Raw genomic sequence first — 15,233 nt, 5'->3', positions numbered from 1 at the left:
CTCGGCTCCCCTTGTAAATAAAGGGGAGCTGTTTTATTATACTTGATTGTTTTTCAAAGGTATTGTATAATTGTTTTGAAAAATTTGTGATTGGAGTTTGCTATGAATAAGCTAAAGCGTTCATATATCAAAAGAGCCTTGGTAATACCGCTATTGATTTTGGCTGTTCTTATTGTTGCGGCTACAATCGCAGTACCTAAAATTATAGCTTCAATGCCTGTCAGCACTGACAAAACCCATGCTGTTACAAAGTATAATCCGGAGGATTATGACTTGTATTTGAGGGAGTATAAAAGCTTTGATGAACTGACTCTAAATCGCTTTGTAGGCTGGATAAGCTCCGAGGATGTTGCGCTTGGCTGTGCCGTAACCTATGATTCCGAAAAGGAAAATACCGAATGTGTATCGCTTCTTCCGTCCTCAACAGAGCCTTGGAATGACGGGTGCGTGATTATTGTGGGCAAAAACACCGACGCATTGTTTAGAAATCTTCACAAGGCGGAGATTGGTGATACCGTAAATATCGAGTTTTATAAAAATCCAAGCTATAAGTACAGAATTGCAGATATAGTATACGTGTCGGAATATGACGAAATAGCCCGGCATAAAAAGAAAAATTCTCTTATTATGTGCCTCCCGTACAAAAATTTCGGTGGCGGTGACGAGTATATTTATACACTTTATATTGCAAAGCAAATTGAGGAGTAATTACGGATATGAACAATAAACCAAAGGTTAATAGAGTTCGTAAAACGGATATTATCTGCTATGTTATTGCTGTGCTGATGGCTGTGTCGGTTGTGCTGTTTGTTTCCGTCGGAATCACAACGAGCCTGCTCAGAACAAACAGCTTTGTTCAGGCTCGATACGAAAAGTACAGCAGTCAGCTGTTAAAGGAATTATATAATGATTTGGGTGATGTTGCACGGCAAACAGGCTTGCCTAAAAAGGCGTTTACATCTGCCTTTAAGGACAAGCATATGCAAAGTGTACTGCATATTGCCGCAAATAATACCGTTAAGGGCTTCGCTACCGATTTTTCGGAGTCGTATTTTCTGTATAAGTATTGCAGAAATGCCCTTGATGATTATTGCACAAAAAGCGGAATTGAGCTAACGGACGATGAACTGAATAAATATTCCTGTCTTGCGGCAGACGCTTTTAATAACACACTCGGGGACGAAAGCACAAGGTACATCATCATTGTTGCAATTGCCTATACCAACAAGCCAATAATAACAATGGCTGTGTCGTTTGTCGCGTTTTTTGCGGGAATATTTGTCATTGATTTTATTTCATACCGCAGACGAAAAAAATATGAATATATAGGCATCAGTCTTATTATATCCGGCGAAGTGCTGACGGTTCTGCCGTTGTTTGCTTTGCTTATGAAATATACAAGCTATTTAAGATTTACCGATGTTGATATTTACAATATGGCTATTGCAGATACCCTTAATGATATTTTGAAAATTAATATGGGTATCGGGGTGTTGATTTTGGCCGTCGGCATTTTCCTTGTTGTACGGAATTACAGGTACTATCTTAAAAAAGCAAGGTCGGCAAACACGGAAAAGGAGATTGTTGAAAAAATAAGAAACGAAGAAGCATCAGGCTATTGATAAAGTGGGCTGAAACACGCTGAGGACACTGAGTAAAAACGGTGTCCTTTTATTTTGCATACTGTCGAATGAAATCGAATGTGAAAAATTTTCACATTAATTTTCAAAAAATACTTGCATTATATCTGCATTTATGCTAATATTTGGAAAAATGAATGTGAAAAATATTCACATCTTGTAGAAAACTTTAATACGATAGGAGCAAATGTAATGAATGATGTAATGAAGGTTTTGATTGCTGACGATACAGCGTCCTTTGGTGTAGAGTGTCAAAAGGAATTAAAGCAGTATGGCTTTGAATCAATCCTTGCCAAAAAAGATGGCAGACGGGTTTTGGAGCTTGTCGAGGGGCAACATTTTGATGTTGTAATTATGGACATATTTATGAGTGGAGTTGACGGCATTGAGGTGCTTGAGCATATTAACGAAAATGTGTCGCAAAAGCCGGTTGTTGTTGTGCTTTCACCTATTGACAGCGAGGAATTTGAAAAGCAAATTATCAATGCCGGAGCGGATTATTATTTTATCAAGCCTGTCAGCCCGACTCTTGTTGCGAAGAGGGTAGAGGCTCTTGCAAGGTGGAGAATAAAGCGAGATAATAAATCAGGCACTATTACAAGAGATATGGATGTTGTAATTTCAGATATTATGCGACAGATAGGAGTTCCTGCTCACATTAAGGGCTATCAGTATCTGCGTACGGCGATTGAGCTTTGCATAAATGACAGAGAAATGCTTGAGTCGGTTACAAAGCTTCTTTATCCCACAATAGCAAAGATGTATTCAACAACATCATCAAGGGTTGAAAGAGCAATTCGTCACGCTATTGAGGTTGCTTGGGACAGAGGCGATGTTGATGTGCTTTCATCATACTTTGGCTATACCATTCAGTCCGACAGAGGTAAGCCGACTAACAGTGAGTTTATTGCAATGATTTCCGACAGAATTAAGCTTTCAATGCGAAGCAGTAGGGCAATTTGATATTTACAATTACTCAATAATGTTATATAATCACCCCAAGAGGTGATGAGCTTTGAGGTTTATTATTGTGCGTCACGGCGACCCTGATTATTCAATAGATTCTCTTACCGAAAAGGGCTGGCGAGAGGCAGAGCTTTTGTCACAAAGGCTAATCAAGCTTGATGTAAAGGAGTTTTATTGCTCACCGCTCGGCAGAGCAAAGGACACCGCTTCGAAAACCCTTGAAAAGCTTGACCGCAAGGCAAAGACGTTAACGTGGGCGAGGGAATTTGATGGCAAGGTTAAGGAGGGCGGAAAGCTAAAGGGAGCATGGGATAAGCTGCCTCGAGAGTGGACCGATAACCCTGATTTTTACATACCGAATGCTTGGCTGAAAACCGATTTGATGCAAAGCGGAAATGTTGAAAAACGATACAAAAAGGTTTGCAAAGGAGTTGACAAGCTTCTTGAAAAGCACGGCTATGTACATAAAAACAATCATTTTGAGGTTGTTAATTCAAACCACGATACGATAGTTTTGTTTTGCCATTTTGGTGTTGAATGTGTTATTCTTTCGCATATTTTCGGATGCTCTCCGATGGTGCTGTGGCACAATTTTGTAGCACTGCCCACATCTGTAACTACACTTATCACAGAGGAACGCGAGCAGGGCACGGCAATATTCCGTACACAGCAGTTTGGCGACATCAGCCATTTGTATGCGGCAGATGAGGAGCCGGCGTTTGCTGCACGGTTTTGTGAGTGCTTTGATGATGACACAAGACATTGATGCTGTTGACTCTGCTTTGCTTTTTATGTATAATACAGATAATACATTTATGCGGAAGTGATATAATGACGCAGAAAAACGACAGACTTTCGGAGTGCTGTGAGGAAGCCTGCATACATAAAAATCTGCTTGAAAAGGTAAATGCTCATATGCCTGACGAAACAGAGCTGTACGATTTGTCGGAGCTCTTTAAGGTGTTTGGCGATTCAACAAGAATAAGGATTTTGTTTGTTCTGTTTGAGGCAGAGGTTTGTGTTTGCGACCTTGCAGAAACTCTAAATATGACTCAATCGGCAATATCTCATCAGCTGAAGATACTTAAGCAAAGCAAGCTTGTAAAAAATAGGAGAGAGGGAAAGTCGATTTTTTATTCTCTTGCCGACGAGCATGTGCGAACGATAATTGCAATGGGGCTTGAGCATATAGAGGAAGAAAAATAATTTTTGATACATTAATAGTATTACGGAGCATTTTTGATGTTCCGTAATATTTTTTATATTATAATATATAATACTTGAAATAATAAGGTGAACATATTATAATATAAATATTTAATATGGAAAAATATGTCGTAAGCCAAATTCGACATACGGAAAGGACATTTTTATGAAAAAGGTTGCAATCATTATGGGCTCGGACAGCGATTTGCCAATCGTTACCCCTGCCATAAAACAGCTTAAGGATTTGGGAATAGAAACAGAGGTTAGAGTTATGTCTGCTCACCGTACTCCCGAGGCTGCTCACGAGTTTTCAAAAAATGCAATAGATAACGGCTTTGGTGTTATTATTGCAGCAGCGGGTATGGCTGCTCACCTCGGCGGTGTTTTGGCCGCTTCAACAACTCTTCCGGTTATCGGCATCCCATGCTCTGCAAAGGTGCTTGACGGTATGGATGCAATGCTTGCAACCGTTATGATGCCTCCCGGAATACCTGTTGCCACAGTCGGCGTAAATGCTGCCAAAAATGCGGCTCTGCTCGCAGCGGAGATTTTGGCAGTCGGTGATGATGAGCTTATGGATAAGCTTGTTGCAATGCGCAAGGATATGGCAAAGCAGGTTGAGGAAAAGGACAGGGCGCTTCAGGAAAAATTAAAGGAAATATAACCGTTTAGGAGGATATTGTTATGGAAAAAAGCTTTAGCGACAGCTATGCTGCAGCAGGTGTAGATGTTACAGCCGGCTACAAATCGGTAGAACTCATTAAGTCACACGTAAAGAGAACAAATATTGCAGGTGTTCTCGGCGGAATCGGCGGCTTCGGAGGAATGTTCGAAATTCCTGCCAATGAATATAAAAATCCTGTTCTTGTTTCAGGTACAGACGGTGTAGGCACAAAAATTAAGCTTGCATTTCTTATGGACAAGCACGACACAATCGGTATCGACTGTGTTGCTATGTGCGTAAACGACGTTGCCTGCTCAGGTGCAAAGCCGCTTTTCTTCCTCGATTACATTGCCTGTGGCAAGAATTATCCTGAAAAGATTGAGCAAATCGTCAAGGGTGTTGCGGACGGCTGTGTTCAGTCGGGCTGTGCACTTGTCGGCGGTGAAACGGCAGAGCATCCGGGTATGATGCCTGATGAGGAATATGACCTTGCAGGCTTTACAGTAGGTATAGGCGAGAAGGACAAGCTTGTTTCGGGCGAGCATCTTAAGGCAGGCGATGCAATTATCGGTGTCGCTTCTTCAGGCATTCACTCAAACGGTTTTTCACTTATCCGTAAGGTTTTTAATATTAATTCACAGACAATCGCCGTTAAGTATGATGAGCTTGGCACAACTCTCGGCGAGACATTGCTTACTCCTACAAGAATTTATGTTAAGCCTCTTCTCACTCTTATGGACAGCGTTAGGGTAAATGCTATCTCTCACATTACGGGCGGCGGCTTTTACGAAAATGTACCGAGAATGCTCAACGATAACACCCTTGCTGTTATTGAAAAGGACAAGTGCTTCAAGCTTCCTATTTTTGACCTTATCCAAAAAACAGGCAATATTCCGGAGCACGATATGTACAACACCTTTAATATGGGTACAGGTCTTATGCTTGCAGTTGATGCCGACAAGGCTGACGAGGCTGTAAGAATTCTTAATGCAAACGGCGAGCAGGCAACAGTTATCGGCGAAATTAAGGATGGCGAAAAGGGAGTAGAAATATGCTAAATATAGCAGTATTTGTTTCCGGTGGCGGAACAAACCTCCAGGCTCTTATTGACGCGCAGGACAGAGGCGAAATCAAAAACGGAAAAATTACCTTTGTGCTTGCATCAAACGAGGGAGCATATGCTCTTGAAAGAGCAAAAAAAGCGGGCATAGAAAGCACCGTTGTCAGCCGTAAGGCTTATGGCAGTAAGGCAGAGTACGACAGGGCAGTGCTTGATGCACTTGAGGGCAGAAACATTGACCTTATTGTTCTTGCAGGCTTTTTGTCAATCCTCGGTGAGGATTTGATTAACGAATATAAAAACAGAATTATTAATATTCATCCGAGCCTTATCCCTTTGTTTTGCGGTGACGGATTTTACGGCAAAAGGGTGCATACTGCGGTGCTTAACAGCGGTGTAAAGGTTACGGGTGCAACTGCTCATTTTGTAAACGAAATCACAGACGGCGGTGCTATTATTCTGCAAAAGGCCGTTCCCGTAGAGCAGGGCGATAATGAGGACATCCTTCAATACCGTGTTATGCGTCAGGCAGAATGGGAAATTTTACCAAAAGCCGTTTCGCTGTTTTGCGAGGGCAGAATAAAAATTAACGGAAATAAAACAGAGATTATTTGAGGTGTAATATGAAAACAGAGTCTTTAGCAACCGAGCTTAACACAAATACATACCCCGGCCGCGGAATAGTTTTGGGTAAAACTGCCGATGGCAAAAAAGCTGTTATTGCATATTTTATTATGGGCCGTTCGGTTAATTCCCGTAACAGAATATTTGAGGTTAATGACAGGGGCGGTATTCGAACAAAGGCATTTGATGAAAGCAAAATGGAGGACCCGAGCCTCATTATTTATAACCCTGTTCTAAAGCTTGACGATACAACTATCGTAACAAACGGCGACCAAACAGATACAATTTACGATTTTCTTGCACAGGGCAAGACTTATATTGAAGCACTGAGAACTCGTGAATTTGAGCCTGATGAGCCAAACTACACTCCGAGAATTTCCGGTGTGGTTGCGGCAAACGGCGATTACAATATGTCAATTCTCAAATCAAATAACGGTGAGCCGCAGTGCGTAAGATATTTCTTTGAATATCCCGCAAGGGCAGGGCTCGGCCACTTTATTCACACCTACAAGTGCGACGGCAATCCTATTCCTTCATTTGAGGGTGAGCCCACTCCTGTTGCTATCGGCAACGAGAGTATTGACGAATTCACCTCTATGATTTGGGAAAATCTGAATGATGACAACAAGGTTTCGCTTTTTACAAGATATATTGACCTTGCAACAGGCGAGGAAGAAACAAGAATTATAAACAAGAACAATTAATTATTCGTATACGGAGGACGTTATGAGAGTATTGGTAGTAGGATCGGGCGGAAGAGAGCATGCTTTGATTAAGAAAATCAAGCAGTCCGAAAAGGTAGATTATATTGCATGCTGTCCGGGTAACGGCGGTATTTCATATGATGCAGAGTGCTTTAATATAGGTGCAACGGATATCGACGGCGTTGTAAATCTTGCAAGAGAAATCAAGGCAGACTTTGTTGTGGTTGCTCCTGACGACCCGTTGGTGCTCGGTATGGTAGATGCGCTCAACGATGCAGGCTTTGCAACCTTCGGTCCGAGAGCAAATGCGGCAATTATTGAGGGCTCAAAGGTGTTTTCCAAGGATCTTATGGAAAAGTATAATATCCCTACTGCCGAATACAAGGTGTTTAACAACCCTGCCGATGTAATTGATTATATTAAGGAAAAGAATGAATTTCCTACCGTTATCAAGGCTGACGGTCTTGCTCTCGGTAAGGGCGTTATTATTCCCGAAACGCTTGACGAGGCTATTGCGGGTGTTAAGGAAATTATGGAGGATAAAATTTTCGGCGACTCCGGTAACAATGTTGTTGTTGAGGAATTTCTCACAGGCCCGGAGGTTTCCGTTCTTGCCTTTACCGACGGTAAGTGCGTAAAGCCTATGGTTACATCTATGGACCATAAGCGTGCTCTTGACGGTGATAAGGGACTTAATACAGGCGGTATGGGTACGGTTTCTCCAAACCCGTATTATACAGACGCTGTTGCCGAGGAATGTATGGAAAAGATTTTTGTCCCTACCATTGAGGCGATGAACAGCGAGGGCAGAACCTTTAAGGGTTGCCTGTATTTTGGCTTGATGATTACTCCTAAGGGTCCAAAGGTAATTGAATACAACTGTCGCTTCGGTGACCCTGAAACACAGGTAGTTCTTCCGAGACTTAAGACAGATATTGTTGATATATTTGAGGCAATTAATGATGAAACACTTGCCGATTTGGATATCGAATGGGATGACAGAGCCTGCTCATGCGTTATTATGGCTTCGGGCGGTTATCCAAAATCATACCCAAAGGGGATAGAGATTACAGGCTTAACCGAAGGTCAGCTTGACGGTGTTACCGTATATCACGCAGGCACAAGGCTCGATGGTGATAAGCTTGTTACCGCAGGCGGCAGAGTGTTGGGTGTTACTGCTCTTGGCGACAGCCTGCAGGAAGCACTTGAAAAATCATACGCAGGCGTTGAAAAAATCAAGTTTGACGGTGCTCATTACAGAAAAGATATTGGCAAAAAAGCTTTGAAAGCCTTGAACTAATTATGAACAATTTATCAATTTTGACAAAAAATACAATTTGTTATTGACAATTATACAAAATGGAAATATACTTAATTTGGAAATAATAATATGAGCTGTATCAGTGCGCTCATTTTTGTATCAAATTAATTTTGGGGGGTTAGATTATGGCGACTGTAAAAAAGAGTAAAACCAAAAAAATTGTTTCTGCAGTAATTGCTGTAATACTCGTAGTAGCTATTGCCGTAACAGGTATTGTTATCGGAAGCAGGGGAAAGAGGACTGATGTAACACTTTACACCATTTCTACCGACAATATTGTTCAAACCGTTTCTTCAACAGGTAAGGTTAGCTCCGGTGTAAAAAAGGAATACAAGCCCGGCTCTGTTGCTACGGTAAAAAAGGTTTATGTCGAGGTAGGCGATGAGGTAAAGAAGGGAGATTTGCTTGCATCATTTGATACAAGTGCTCTTGACCAGCAGGTTGCAAGCCTCAATGCCGCATATACAAGCTCCAATGCTTCTTATCAAGAGGCAGTTCAACATCAGGCAGAGGCGGCAAAGCAACTTAAAAGTATTAATTCAAGTATAGCCAAGGCAGAAAAAACCTTGAAGAAAATAGAAAAGGAAGAGAAAAAGAAGGCCTCCACCACAAAAACCACAAAGAAGCAAACCACAACTGCTCCAACCACAACCTCTACAACAAGTAATTCGGGAGGCATTTTTACAACCACTACAACCACAACCACAGTAACAGAAAAATGCAACCATGTACCCGGCGGACCATATAGTCAAAGCGGTATTTCGTATCACTATGCAACCTGCCAAAAGTGTGGTGCAATGGTTCAGGAATCACACCTTTATGAAAATCCTAAAAAGCTTGATAACAGTGTGCACACCTATAAATGTTCAAAGTGTCATTATGTATTAAAGGAAGTACATAATTTTGAATCAAGTGCGTTGAACACACCGTGTACAGTGTGCGGTGCAAAACGCGAGGCAGGCTTTAATGAATCGGAGGCAAAGCTCGAGGTAGCCCTTGAACAGCTTCAACCTGTATTTGATTCACTTAAGGATCTCGGTGAAGCTTCAAAGCAAATCGTAGTTCTTTTAACAGGCTTGGCAAACGACCTTAGCCAAATCGCAAAAGATGTTGATTCTTTAACAAACACGATTACTATTGTTGCCAATGTAATTATGTACGAAATATCAGTGGGCAACCTCAGCGCAGATAAGATTGCGGAGGCTGTCGGCAAGGCTGTAACCGAGGCGTTCAAGCAGGGTATGATAGAATTTATTGACAGCGGTGCGGCAGTACAGATGATAGAAGCCGCTGTTAAGTCTGTTGATTGGAAAAAGGTCGGCAAAGGCATTGCAGAGTCGGACGGATTCATCAAGGCATTTGCTCAAATTCAACTTGCTGCTCTTTATGCTCAAAGAGAGGTGTACACCGTTACTGCGTCTGCTTCAACAGTAAATGCTCAAAGACAGGCAACAAATGCTGCGAAAAATGCGTACGAAACCGTTAGGGACGCAAGAGACGAGCTTGCAGATGGTTGGAAGGCAGAATTCAATGGCGTTATTACAACCTGTGATATTACCTCCGGTGCACAGACAACTGCTCTTCAAACAGGTATAACCCTTGAAAATATGAATACAAGAGTTGTTACAATTTCTCTTGGTGAATATGATGTTCACAAGGTTAAGGAGGGCATGACCGCAACCGTTAAAACTGCATACGGTACATATGACGGTCTTGTAGCATCTATTGCTCCAACTGCAACAGGAGGCTCTGAAACTTCAATGCTTGATTCTGTAGGCTCTATGGCAGGCATCAGTGGTTTGTCATCACTTACAAATTCAGGTGCAGGTGTTGAGTGTAAAATTATAGTTGACCACCCTGACGAAAACATTATTGTAGGCTTTGATGCCGATGTAGAAATCGTTACAGGTACATTCAACAACGTTCCGGCAGTTCCTATTGAATCTATTGTTCTTGAAAAGCAGGGTACATTCGTTTACGTTTATGACCCTGAGGAAGAAACTGTTACAAAGACACAGATTCAAACAGGCGCAACCTCCGATACCTCATACGAGATTGTATCAGGCTTGACGGTGGGTCAGCAAATTGTCGCTACACCTCAAACCGATTATGAGGAAGAAACCTTCAAGGTAAGAGTTGTGACAAATAAAATTAAATAAGAGGTAATATAGGTGAATTTTACAGAAAGCTTAAAAATCGCTGTAAAGTGTATAAAAGCAAACTGGCTGCGTTCCGTTCTTACCATGCTTGGAATTATTATCGGTATCACCTCTGTTATTATGATAGTCGGTGCAGGTACCGGCGTGCGTGACTATATCGTTGGACTTATTGAGGATATGGGCTCAAATGCGGTGCTTGTGTCAGTCGATGCAACACAGGCAACTGATAACGACTATATTACACTTGACGATGTTGATAATATCAAAACCAAGGTGTCGGGTGTTGAACGTTGCTCGCCAATGCTAATGGGCTTTGGTAATGCTACAATTGATGCAACTGCAACAGAGGCAACCGTAATGATGGTTGGCGTAAACAGTGATGTTCAGTTTGCAATGACAAATACCTGTGAATACGGACGATTTTTTACAGACGAGGAATATGCTGCAAATGCTCCGTGCGCTGTTATGGGTATTGAATCAGCGAGAAATGTATTTGGATATGAGGATGCAACAGGTCAAAGCATAACCGTGTCATCATCGGGTAAATCTATGAAGATTAAGGTTTGCGGTGTTGCAAATATTGACGCAATGGCAAACTCTCTCGGCGGTGGCGGAAATATCGGACAGATGTTCCAAAACGGCTCTGACAAGCCTGTTATTGCATTGTTTATGCCTTGTACCACTCTTACTCAAATTACAGGTGCAAGTGCCAACCTCTCCAGTGTTTTTGTAATTGCAGAGGAGGGCAAGGATTATGACGCCGTAGGTAATGCAACGGTAAACTATCTCAAGGCTGTTCACGGTAATTATGAAAACGGAATGTATACTGCTCAAAATATGGCAACATACATTGAAATTGTGGATATTATTATGAAGGTTCTTACAATCTTCATTGCCGGTGTAGGTGCAATTTCTCTTATTGTTGGCGGTATCGGTGTAATGAACATTATGCTTGTGTCGGTAACAGAGCGTACAAGGGAAATAGGTATTCGTAAATCTCTCGGCGCAAAAACAAGGGTTATTACAATGCAATTCCTAACCGAATCGATAATCCTTTGCCTGATAGGCGGATTTATAGGCGTCGTCCTTGGCGTCGTCGGTGCGTTTGGCGCGTGTGCTATTATTGATATAACGCCAAAGATAAGCATTTGGCTGATACTTCTTGCACTCCTGTTCTCATCAGGTGTAGGCTTGTTCTTCGGTATTTATCCGGCAAGAAAGGCAGCACAGTTAAGTCCTATCGAAGCACTTAGAACAGAATAGAATAACAGTAAAGCTCTCTTCCTGAATGTAGGCAGAGAGCTTATTTTATTGCATCAAATTATAAAACGGCACAGTCCATTGACTGTGCCGTCAGACTGTCGATAAAGTGGGCTGAAACACGCCAAAAGAAGATATATTTGGCGCCCCTTTTATGCAATAAAGGGGAGCTGTCACCGCAGGTGACTGAGGGGATATAAAAACAGATTGAACATCGAGTTCAATCTGTTTTTGGCGTTTTTCGCCTTTTGCTCGGGGGCAGTACCATCGTACAGCTCCCACTCGCAAGAATGCGAAATTCAGCTCCATTTCTCAACAGTCTACCAGCGTGTCGAAATTTATAATTTAACTTTTTCGACACGCTAAACGGCACAGTAAAGATACTGTGCCGTTAAATCATTTAGGGGTAATTTATTACTTTTCAGCGTACTTGTCTTCGCCCTTTGACCAGCTGTACATAGCTCTGATGCCCTGTCCAACCTCTTCAAGCTGATGAGAAGCCTCAAGCTCTCTTGTAGCCTTGAAGTGAGCCCAACCGTTGTTAGCCTCTGTGATGAACTTGGAAGCGAATGTACCGTCCTGAATTTCACGAAGAATCTGCTTCATTTCCTTCTTTGTTTCGTCAGTGATGAGTCTCTTGCCTGTCTCATAATCACCAAACTCTGCTGTGTTTGAGATTGAGTATCTCATCTTTGAGAAACCGCCTGAATAGATAAGGTCAACGATAAGCTTCATTTCGTGGATGCACTCGAAGTAAGCATTTCTTGGGTCATAGCCTGCTTCAACAAGTGTTTCAAAGCCTGCCTTCATAAGAGCTGTAACACCGCCGCAAAGAACAGCTTGCTCACCGAAGAGGTCAGTTTCTGTTTCGCACTTGAATGTTGTTTCAAGGATAGCAGCTCTTGCACCGCCGATGCCTGCACCGTAAGCAAGTGCTGTATCAAGGCAGTGACCGGTAGCATCCTGATATACTGCAACCAAGCAAGGAGTACCCTTGCCCTCCTTGTACTCTGATCTTACTGTGTGACCCGGAGCCTTTGGAGCAATCATAAATACGTCTACGTTTGCAGGTGGAACGATTTGCTTGTAGTGGATGTTAAAGCCGTGAGCAAATGCAAGTGCCTTGCCCTCTGTAAGATATGGAGCGATGTCGTTCTTGTAGATAGCAGCCTGCTTCTCATCAGGAGTAAGAACCATAATAACATCTGCAGCCTTAACTGCCTCTGATGTAGTCATAACCTTAAGACCAAGGCTTTCTACGTGAGCCCATGACTTTGAGCCCTCATAAAGACCAACGATAACATTTACGCCGCTCTCGTGAAGGTTGAGTGCGTGTGCGTGACCCTGTGAGCCAAAGCCGATGATAGCAACTGTCTTGCCGTCGAGCATGCTCAAATTACAATCTGATTCATAAAAGATTTTAGCTTCTGCCATATTTCTTTCCTCCGTTAATAAAAATATTTTGGTATGTACGGTTGTTAGACATCTTGTCATACAACCAACATATTTATTGATTAATTCACATTATATATCGTATGATGTCTTATGTCAATAGGTATTTTGTATTTTTTTACAAACCCTCCATTGCATGAAGGATGTGCAGCCTCATTGCCGTCCTTGCACCCTCTGCATTGCGAGCCTTCAAAAAGTCCATAATCAGCCTGTCGTCGTTTAGGTTGTCCTTGCTGACAATTTCATCCTTTTGCATAACAAGAACGCCCTTTTTTATTGCGTTAAAAATGATTGGCATAAACTGACTGACGAAGGCATTGTGAGTTGCGTTTGCAATGCTTTCGTGAAATTTTTGCTCCTCGTATGTTCTGTCCTCGCCTGATTTAATCTTTGCTTCAACAGCCTCACCGTATTTGCAGATTATGGCGATTTCCTCGTCTGTTGCACGCTGTGCGGCAAAGTATGCGCAGTCCGGCTCAAACATTAATCTCATTTCAAACAGGTCGTCAAGTCCGCTGCTTATTTCACCGAGGTCGGTGCCCTCAATGGTGGTGTTTGCCGTAACATAAGTGCCTTTTCCTCTCCGGATTTCAAGCACTCCGCTTAATGTTAAAATCCTAATGGCTTCTCTGAGGGTTGACCTGCTTATGCCAAGCTCTGATGCAAAATCATTTTCGTTAGGCAGCTTGTCACCCACAGAAAACCTGTGCTCGTTTTCTATCATAGAGCGTATTTTGCCTGCGGTAATATCCGATAGCTTGTTCGTGTCTGCCATAGCTCTCACTCCTTTTTTATGATAATACCATAAAACATCATACAAGTCAATATGTTGTCGGACATCATACCACAAAAAATATTTTTACATTGCTCTTGTAAATTATGAACAAATGATATACAATGTAATTAATTATATAATTGCATAGAAGGTGATGTAATGAACAAGGCGGTAAAAATCAGGTATTACATTGAGTCGCTTTGCGTATATGATTTTAAGCAGGACGAGATAATAGGAGCTCTTTATGATTTGCTTAATTCGCTTGACAGCGAGGCTGTACTTATCAAGCAAAGCAGATTTTTTAATTTGATTTCCTCGCATCATTCCTTTAGACATTATGTGTCAAAGCTAATATTGACCGATGATAATGTTTTTACAAAGGCTGCCGCCGCCGGTAAATGTGATGAGCTTGACCCTGCAATAATTGATGGTGTTAAGTCGGATTTGCAAAAGCTTGAGGCTATTGCATCGATTTCTGCACAGGATATTTACAGGGCAGAGGAGGACAGCGACATTTCTCAAATTCTGCAAACAATGCCGATGTGGAATTCCAACGGCAGAGCGATGCTTCCTCTAAAGGAGAATTGGGCAGAGCAGATTGAGGAGCTTAAAAGCTTTCACAAAACAAACGGATACGGAATGTTTGCAAAGTTTGTTGCATTCACCTGGAGGAATGAGGAATTTGTTCCGATAACCGCTATTGACCCGATTCGCTTAACCGATTTGAAAAACTACGAGGTCCAGCGAAGCAAGGTTGTTGATAATACGGTTGCTTTTCTTTCGGACCTGCCGGCAAACAACGTTTTGCTGTACGGTGACAGAGGCACAGGCAAAAGCTCAACCGTTCATGCAATTCTTAATGAATACAAAAATCAAGGCCTTCGTATGATAGAAATATCAAAGGGCGATATTAACGACCTTACTATGATCAGAGAGCGAATTGCCGGCAGCCCTATGAAGTTTATTATTTTCATTGACGATTTGAGCTTTGACAATCACGATGATTCCTTTGGAGAATTAAAGGCAGCGCTTGAGGGCTCTCTGTCAGGCAGACAGGGCAACACCCTTATTTATGCAACATCTAACAGACGGCACCTTATCAAAGAGAATTTTTCCGACAGAGAAAACGATGTAAACCGTTCGGATACATTACAGGAGGAGCTTTCTCTGTCCGACAGATTCGGATTGTCCGTTACCTTTATTAATCCCGACAAAAAGGATTTTGAAGATATTGTTGAAAAGATTGCTCTTGACAGAGGACTTGCCTGCGATACCGAAAAGCTGCTGTTTGGTGCAGAGCAGTGGGCAAGAAGAAGAGGAGGACGCTCTCCGAGGTGTGCCCGTCAGTTTATCGATTATGTTGAGGGCTGTGAAAAACGAGGCATAGAATGGTAAAAATTTG

Annotated in this window: 15 protein-coding genes; 13 read left to right on the top strand and 2 right to left on the bottom strand. The window is 42.1% G+C overall.

Annotated features, from left to right (window positions below):
- Positions 1 to 102: 102 nt before the first annotated feature.
- The 12 genes from Q0P34_RS00345 (at position 103) to Q0P34_RS00290 (ending at position 11,607) form a co-directional block, all read left to right on the top strand.
- Entirely contained in the window at positions 103 to 708 is a 606-nt protein-coding gene (locus tag Q0P34_RS00345) for a sortase (protein WP_294951363.1), read from the top strand.
- A gap of 8 nt (positions 709 to 716) precedes the next feature.
- The gene (locus tag Q0P34_RS00340; protein WP_294951361.1) at positions 717 to 1,622 is read left to right on the top strand and encodes a hypothetical protein; all 906 of its coding nucleotides are present in this window, start codon (positions 717 to 719) and stop codon (positions 1,620 to 1,622) included.
- A 210-nt stretch (positions 1,623 to 1,832) separates the two neighbouring features.
- On the top strand, positions 1,833 to 2,603 hold the full coding sequence (gene spo0A, locus Q0P34_RS00335) for a sporulation transcription factor Spo0A (RefSeq protein WP_294951359.1): 771 nt from the start codon (positions 1,833 to 1,835) through the stop codon (positions 2,601 to 2,603).
- 52 nt (positions 2,604 to 2,655) lie between these two features.
- Positions 2,656 to 3,372 (top strand): histidine phosphatase family protein, encoded by a 717-nt coding sequence (locus Q0P34_RS00330; RefSeq protein ID WP_294951357.1) that lies wholly within the window; start codon positions 2,656 to 2,658, stop codon positions 3,370 to 3,372.
- A 65-nt stretch (positions 3,373 to 3,437) separates the two neighbouring features.
- Entirely contained in the window at positions 3,438 to 3,812 is a 375-nt protein-coding gene (locus tag Q0P34_RS00325; RefSeq protein ID WP_294951355.1) for a metalloregulator ArsR/SmtB family transcription factor, read from the top strand.
- 166 nt (positions 3,813 to 3,978) lie between these two features.
- A complete protein-coding gene (gene purE / locus Q0P34_RS00320) occupies positions 3,979 to 4,476 on the top strand; it encodes a 5-(carboxyamino)imidazole ribonucleotide mutase (RefSeq protein ID WP_294951353.1) in 498 nt (165 codons plus the stop codon).
- 20 nt (positions 4,477 to 4,496) lie between these two features.
- Complete coding sequence (gene purM, locus Q0P34_RS00315; RefSeq protein WP_294951351.1) at positions 4,497 to 5,534, top strand: phosphoribosylformylglycinamidine cyclo-ligase; 1,038 nt, start codon at positions 4,497 to 4,499, stop codon at positions 5,532 to 5,534.
- Complete coding sequence (purN, locus tag Q0P34_RS00310) at positions 5,528 to 6,151, top strand: phosphoribosylglycinamide formyltransferase (protein ID WP_178667408.1); 624 nt, start codon at positions 5,528 to 5,530, stop codon at positions 6,149 to 6,151. The genes purM and purN overlap by 7 nt, the downstream gene beginning before the upstream one ends.
- 8 nt (positions 6,152 to 6,159) lie before the next feature.
- Positions 6,160 to 6,864, top strand: a complete 705-nt coding sequence (locus tag Q0P34_RS00305) for an IMP cyclohydrolase (protein ID WP_294951348.1) — start codon at positions 6,160 to 6,162, stop codon at positions 6,862 to 6,864.
- Between the two features lie 22 nt (positions 6,865 to 6,886).
- On the top strand, positions 6,887 to 8,164 hold the full coding sequence (gene purD / locus Q0P34_RS00300; RefSeq protein WP_294951346.1) for a phosphoribosylamine--glycine ligase: 1,278 nt from the start codon (positions 6,887 to 6,889) through the stop codon (positions 8,162 to 8,164).
- 146 nt (positions 8,165 to 8,310) lie between these two features.
- The gene (locus Q0P34_RS00295) at positions 8,311 to 10,344 is read left to right on the top strand and encodes a biotin/lipoyl-binding protein (protein WP_294951344.1); all 2,034 of its coding nucleotides are present in this window, start codon (positions 8,311 to 8,313) and stop codon (positions 10,342 to 10,344) included.
- A gap of 12 nt (positions 10,345 to 10,356) precedes the next feature.
- Entirely contained in the window at positions 10,357 to 11,607 is a 1,251-nt protein-coding gene (locus Q0P34_RS00290; protein WP_294951342.1) for an ABC transporter permease, read from the top strand.
- Between the two features lie 411 nt (positions 11,608 to 12,018).
- Here Q0P34_RS00290 and ilvC read toward each other — a convergent pair whose 3' ends face one another.
- Complete coding sequence (gene ilvC / locus Q0P34_RS00285) at positions 12,019 to 13,038, bottom strand: ketol-acid reductoisomerase (RefSeq protein WP_294951340.1); 1,020 nt, start codon at positions 13,036 to 13,038, stop codon at positions 12,019 to 12,021.
- A 136-nt stretch (positions 13,039 to 13,174) separates the two neighbouring features.
- Positions 13,175 to 13,831, bottom strand: coding sequence for a FadR/GntR family transcriptional regulator (locus Q0P34_RS00280; protein ID WP_294951338.1), 657 nt, complete (start codon positions 13,829 to 13,831; stop codon positions 13,175 to 13,177).
- A 159-nt stretch (positions 13,832 to 13,990) separates the two neighbouring features.
- On the opposite strand from Q0P34_RS00280, the gene Q0P34_RS00275 reads away from it, so the two are divergent.
- Complete coding sequence (locus tag Q0P34_RS00275) at positions 13,991 to 15,226, top strand: ATP-binding protein (RefSeq protein WP_294951336.1); 1,236 nt, start codon at positions 13,991 to 13,993, stop codon at positions 15,224 to 15,226.
- Positions 15,227 to 15,233 lie beyond the last annotated feature (7 nt).

It is taken from the genome of uncultured Eubacterium sp., assembly GCF_945980375.1.
Lineage (GTDB): Bacteria > Bacillota > Clostridia > Oscillospirales > Acutalibacteraceae > Eubacterium_R.
This window is presented reverse-complemented; position numbering and strand designations above follow the sequence as displayed.

Coding starts and splice junctions, on each gene's coding strand:
- Q0P34_RS00345 (WP_294951363.1), top strand. CDS start 103: ATGAATAAGCTAAAGCGTTCATATATCAAAAGAGCCTTGGTAATACCG.
- Q0P34_RS00340 (WP_294951361.1), top strand. CDS start 717: ATGAACAATAAACCAAAGGTTAATAGAGTTCGTAAAACGGATATTATC.
- spo0A (WP_294951359.1), top strand. CDS start 1,833: ATGAATGATGTAATGAAGGTTTTGATTGCTGACGATACAGCGTCCTTT.
- Q0P34_RS00325 (WP_294951355.1), top strand. CDS start 3,438: ATGACGCAGAAAAACGACAGACTTTCGGAGTGCTGTGAGGAAGCCTGC.
- purE (WP_294951353.1), top strand. CDS start 3,979: ATGAAAAAGGTTGCAATCATTATGGGCTCGGACAGCGATTTGCCAATC.
- purM (WP_294951351.1), top strand. CDS start 4,497: ATGGAAAAAAGCTTTAGCGACAGCTATGCTGCAGCAGGTGTAGATGTT.
- purN (WP_178667408.1), top strand. CDS start 5,528: ATGCTAAATATAGCAGTATTTGTTTCCGGTGGCGGAACAAACCTCCAG.
- Q0P34_RS00305 (WP_294951348.1), top strand. CDS start 6,160: ATGAAAACAGAGTCTTTAGCAACCGAGCTTAACACAAATACATACCCC.
- purD (WP_294951346.1), top strand. CDS start 6,887: ATGAGAGTATTGGTAGTAGGATCGGGCGGAAGAGAGCATGCTTTGATT.
- Q0P34_RS00295 (WP_294951344.1), top strand. CDS start 8,311: ATGGCGACTGTAAAAAAGAGTAAAACCAAAAAAATTGTTTCTGCAGTA.
- ilvC (WP_294951340.1), bottom strand. CDS start 13,038: ATGGCAGAAGCTAAAATCTTTTATGAATCAGATTGTAATTTGAGCATG.
- Q0P34_RS00280 (WP_294951338.1), bottom strand. CDS start 13,831: ATGGCAGACACGAACAAGCTATCGGATATTACCGCAGGCAAAATACGC.
- Q0P34_RS00275 (WP_294951336.1), top strand. CDS start 13,991: ATGAACAAGGCGGTAAAAATCAGGTATTACATTGAGTCGCTTTGCGTA.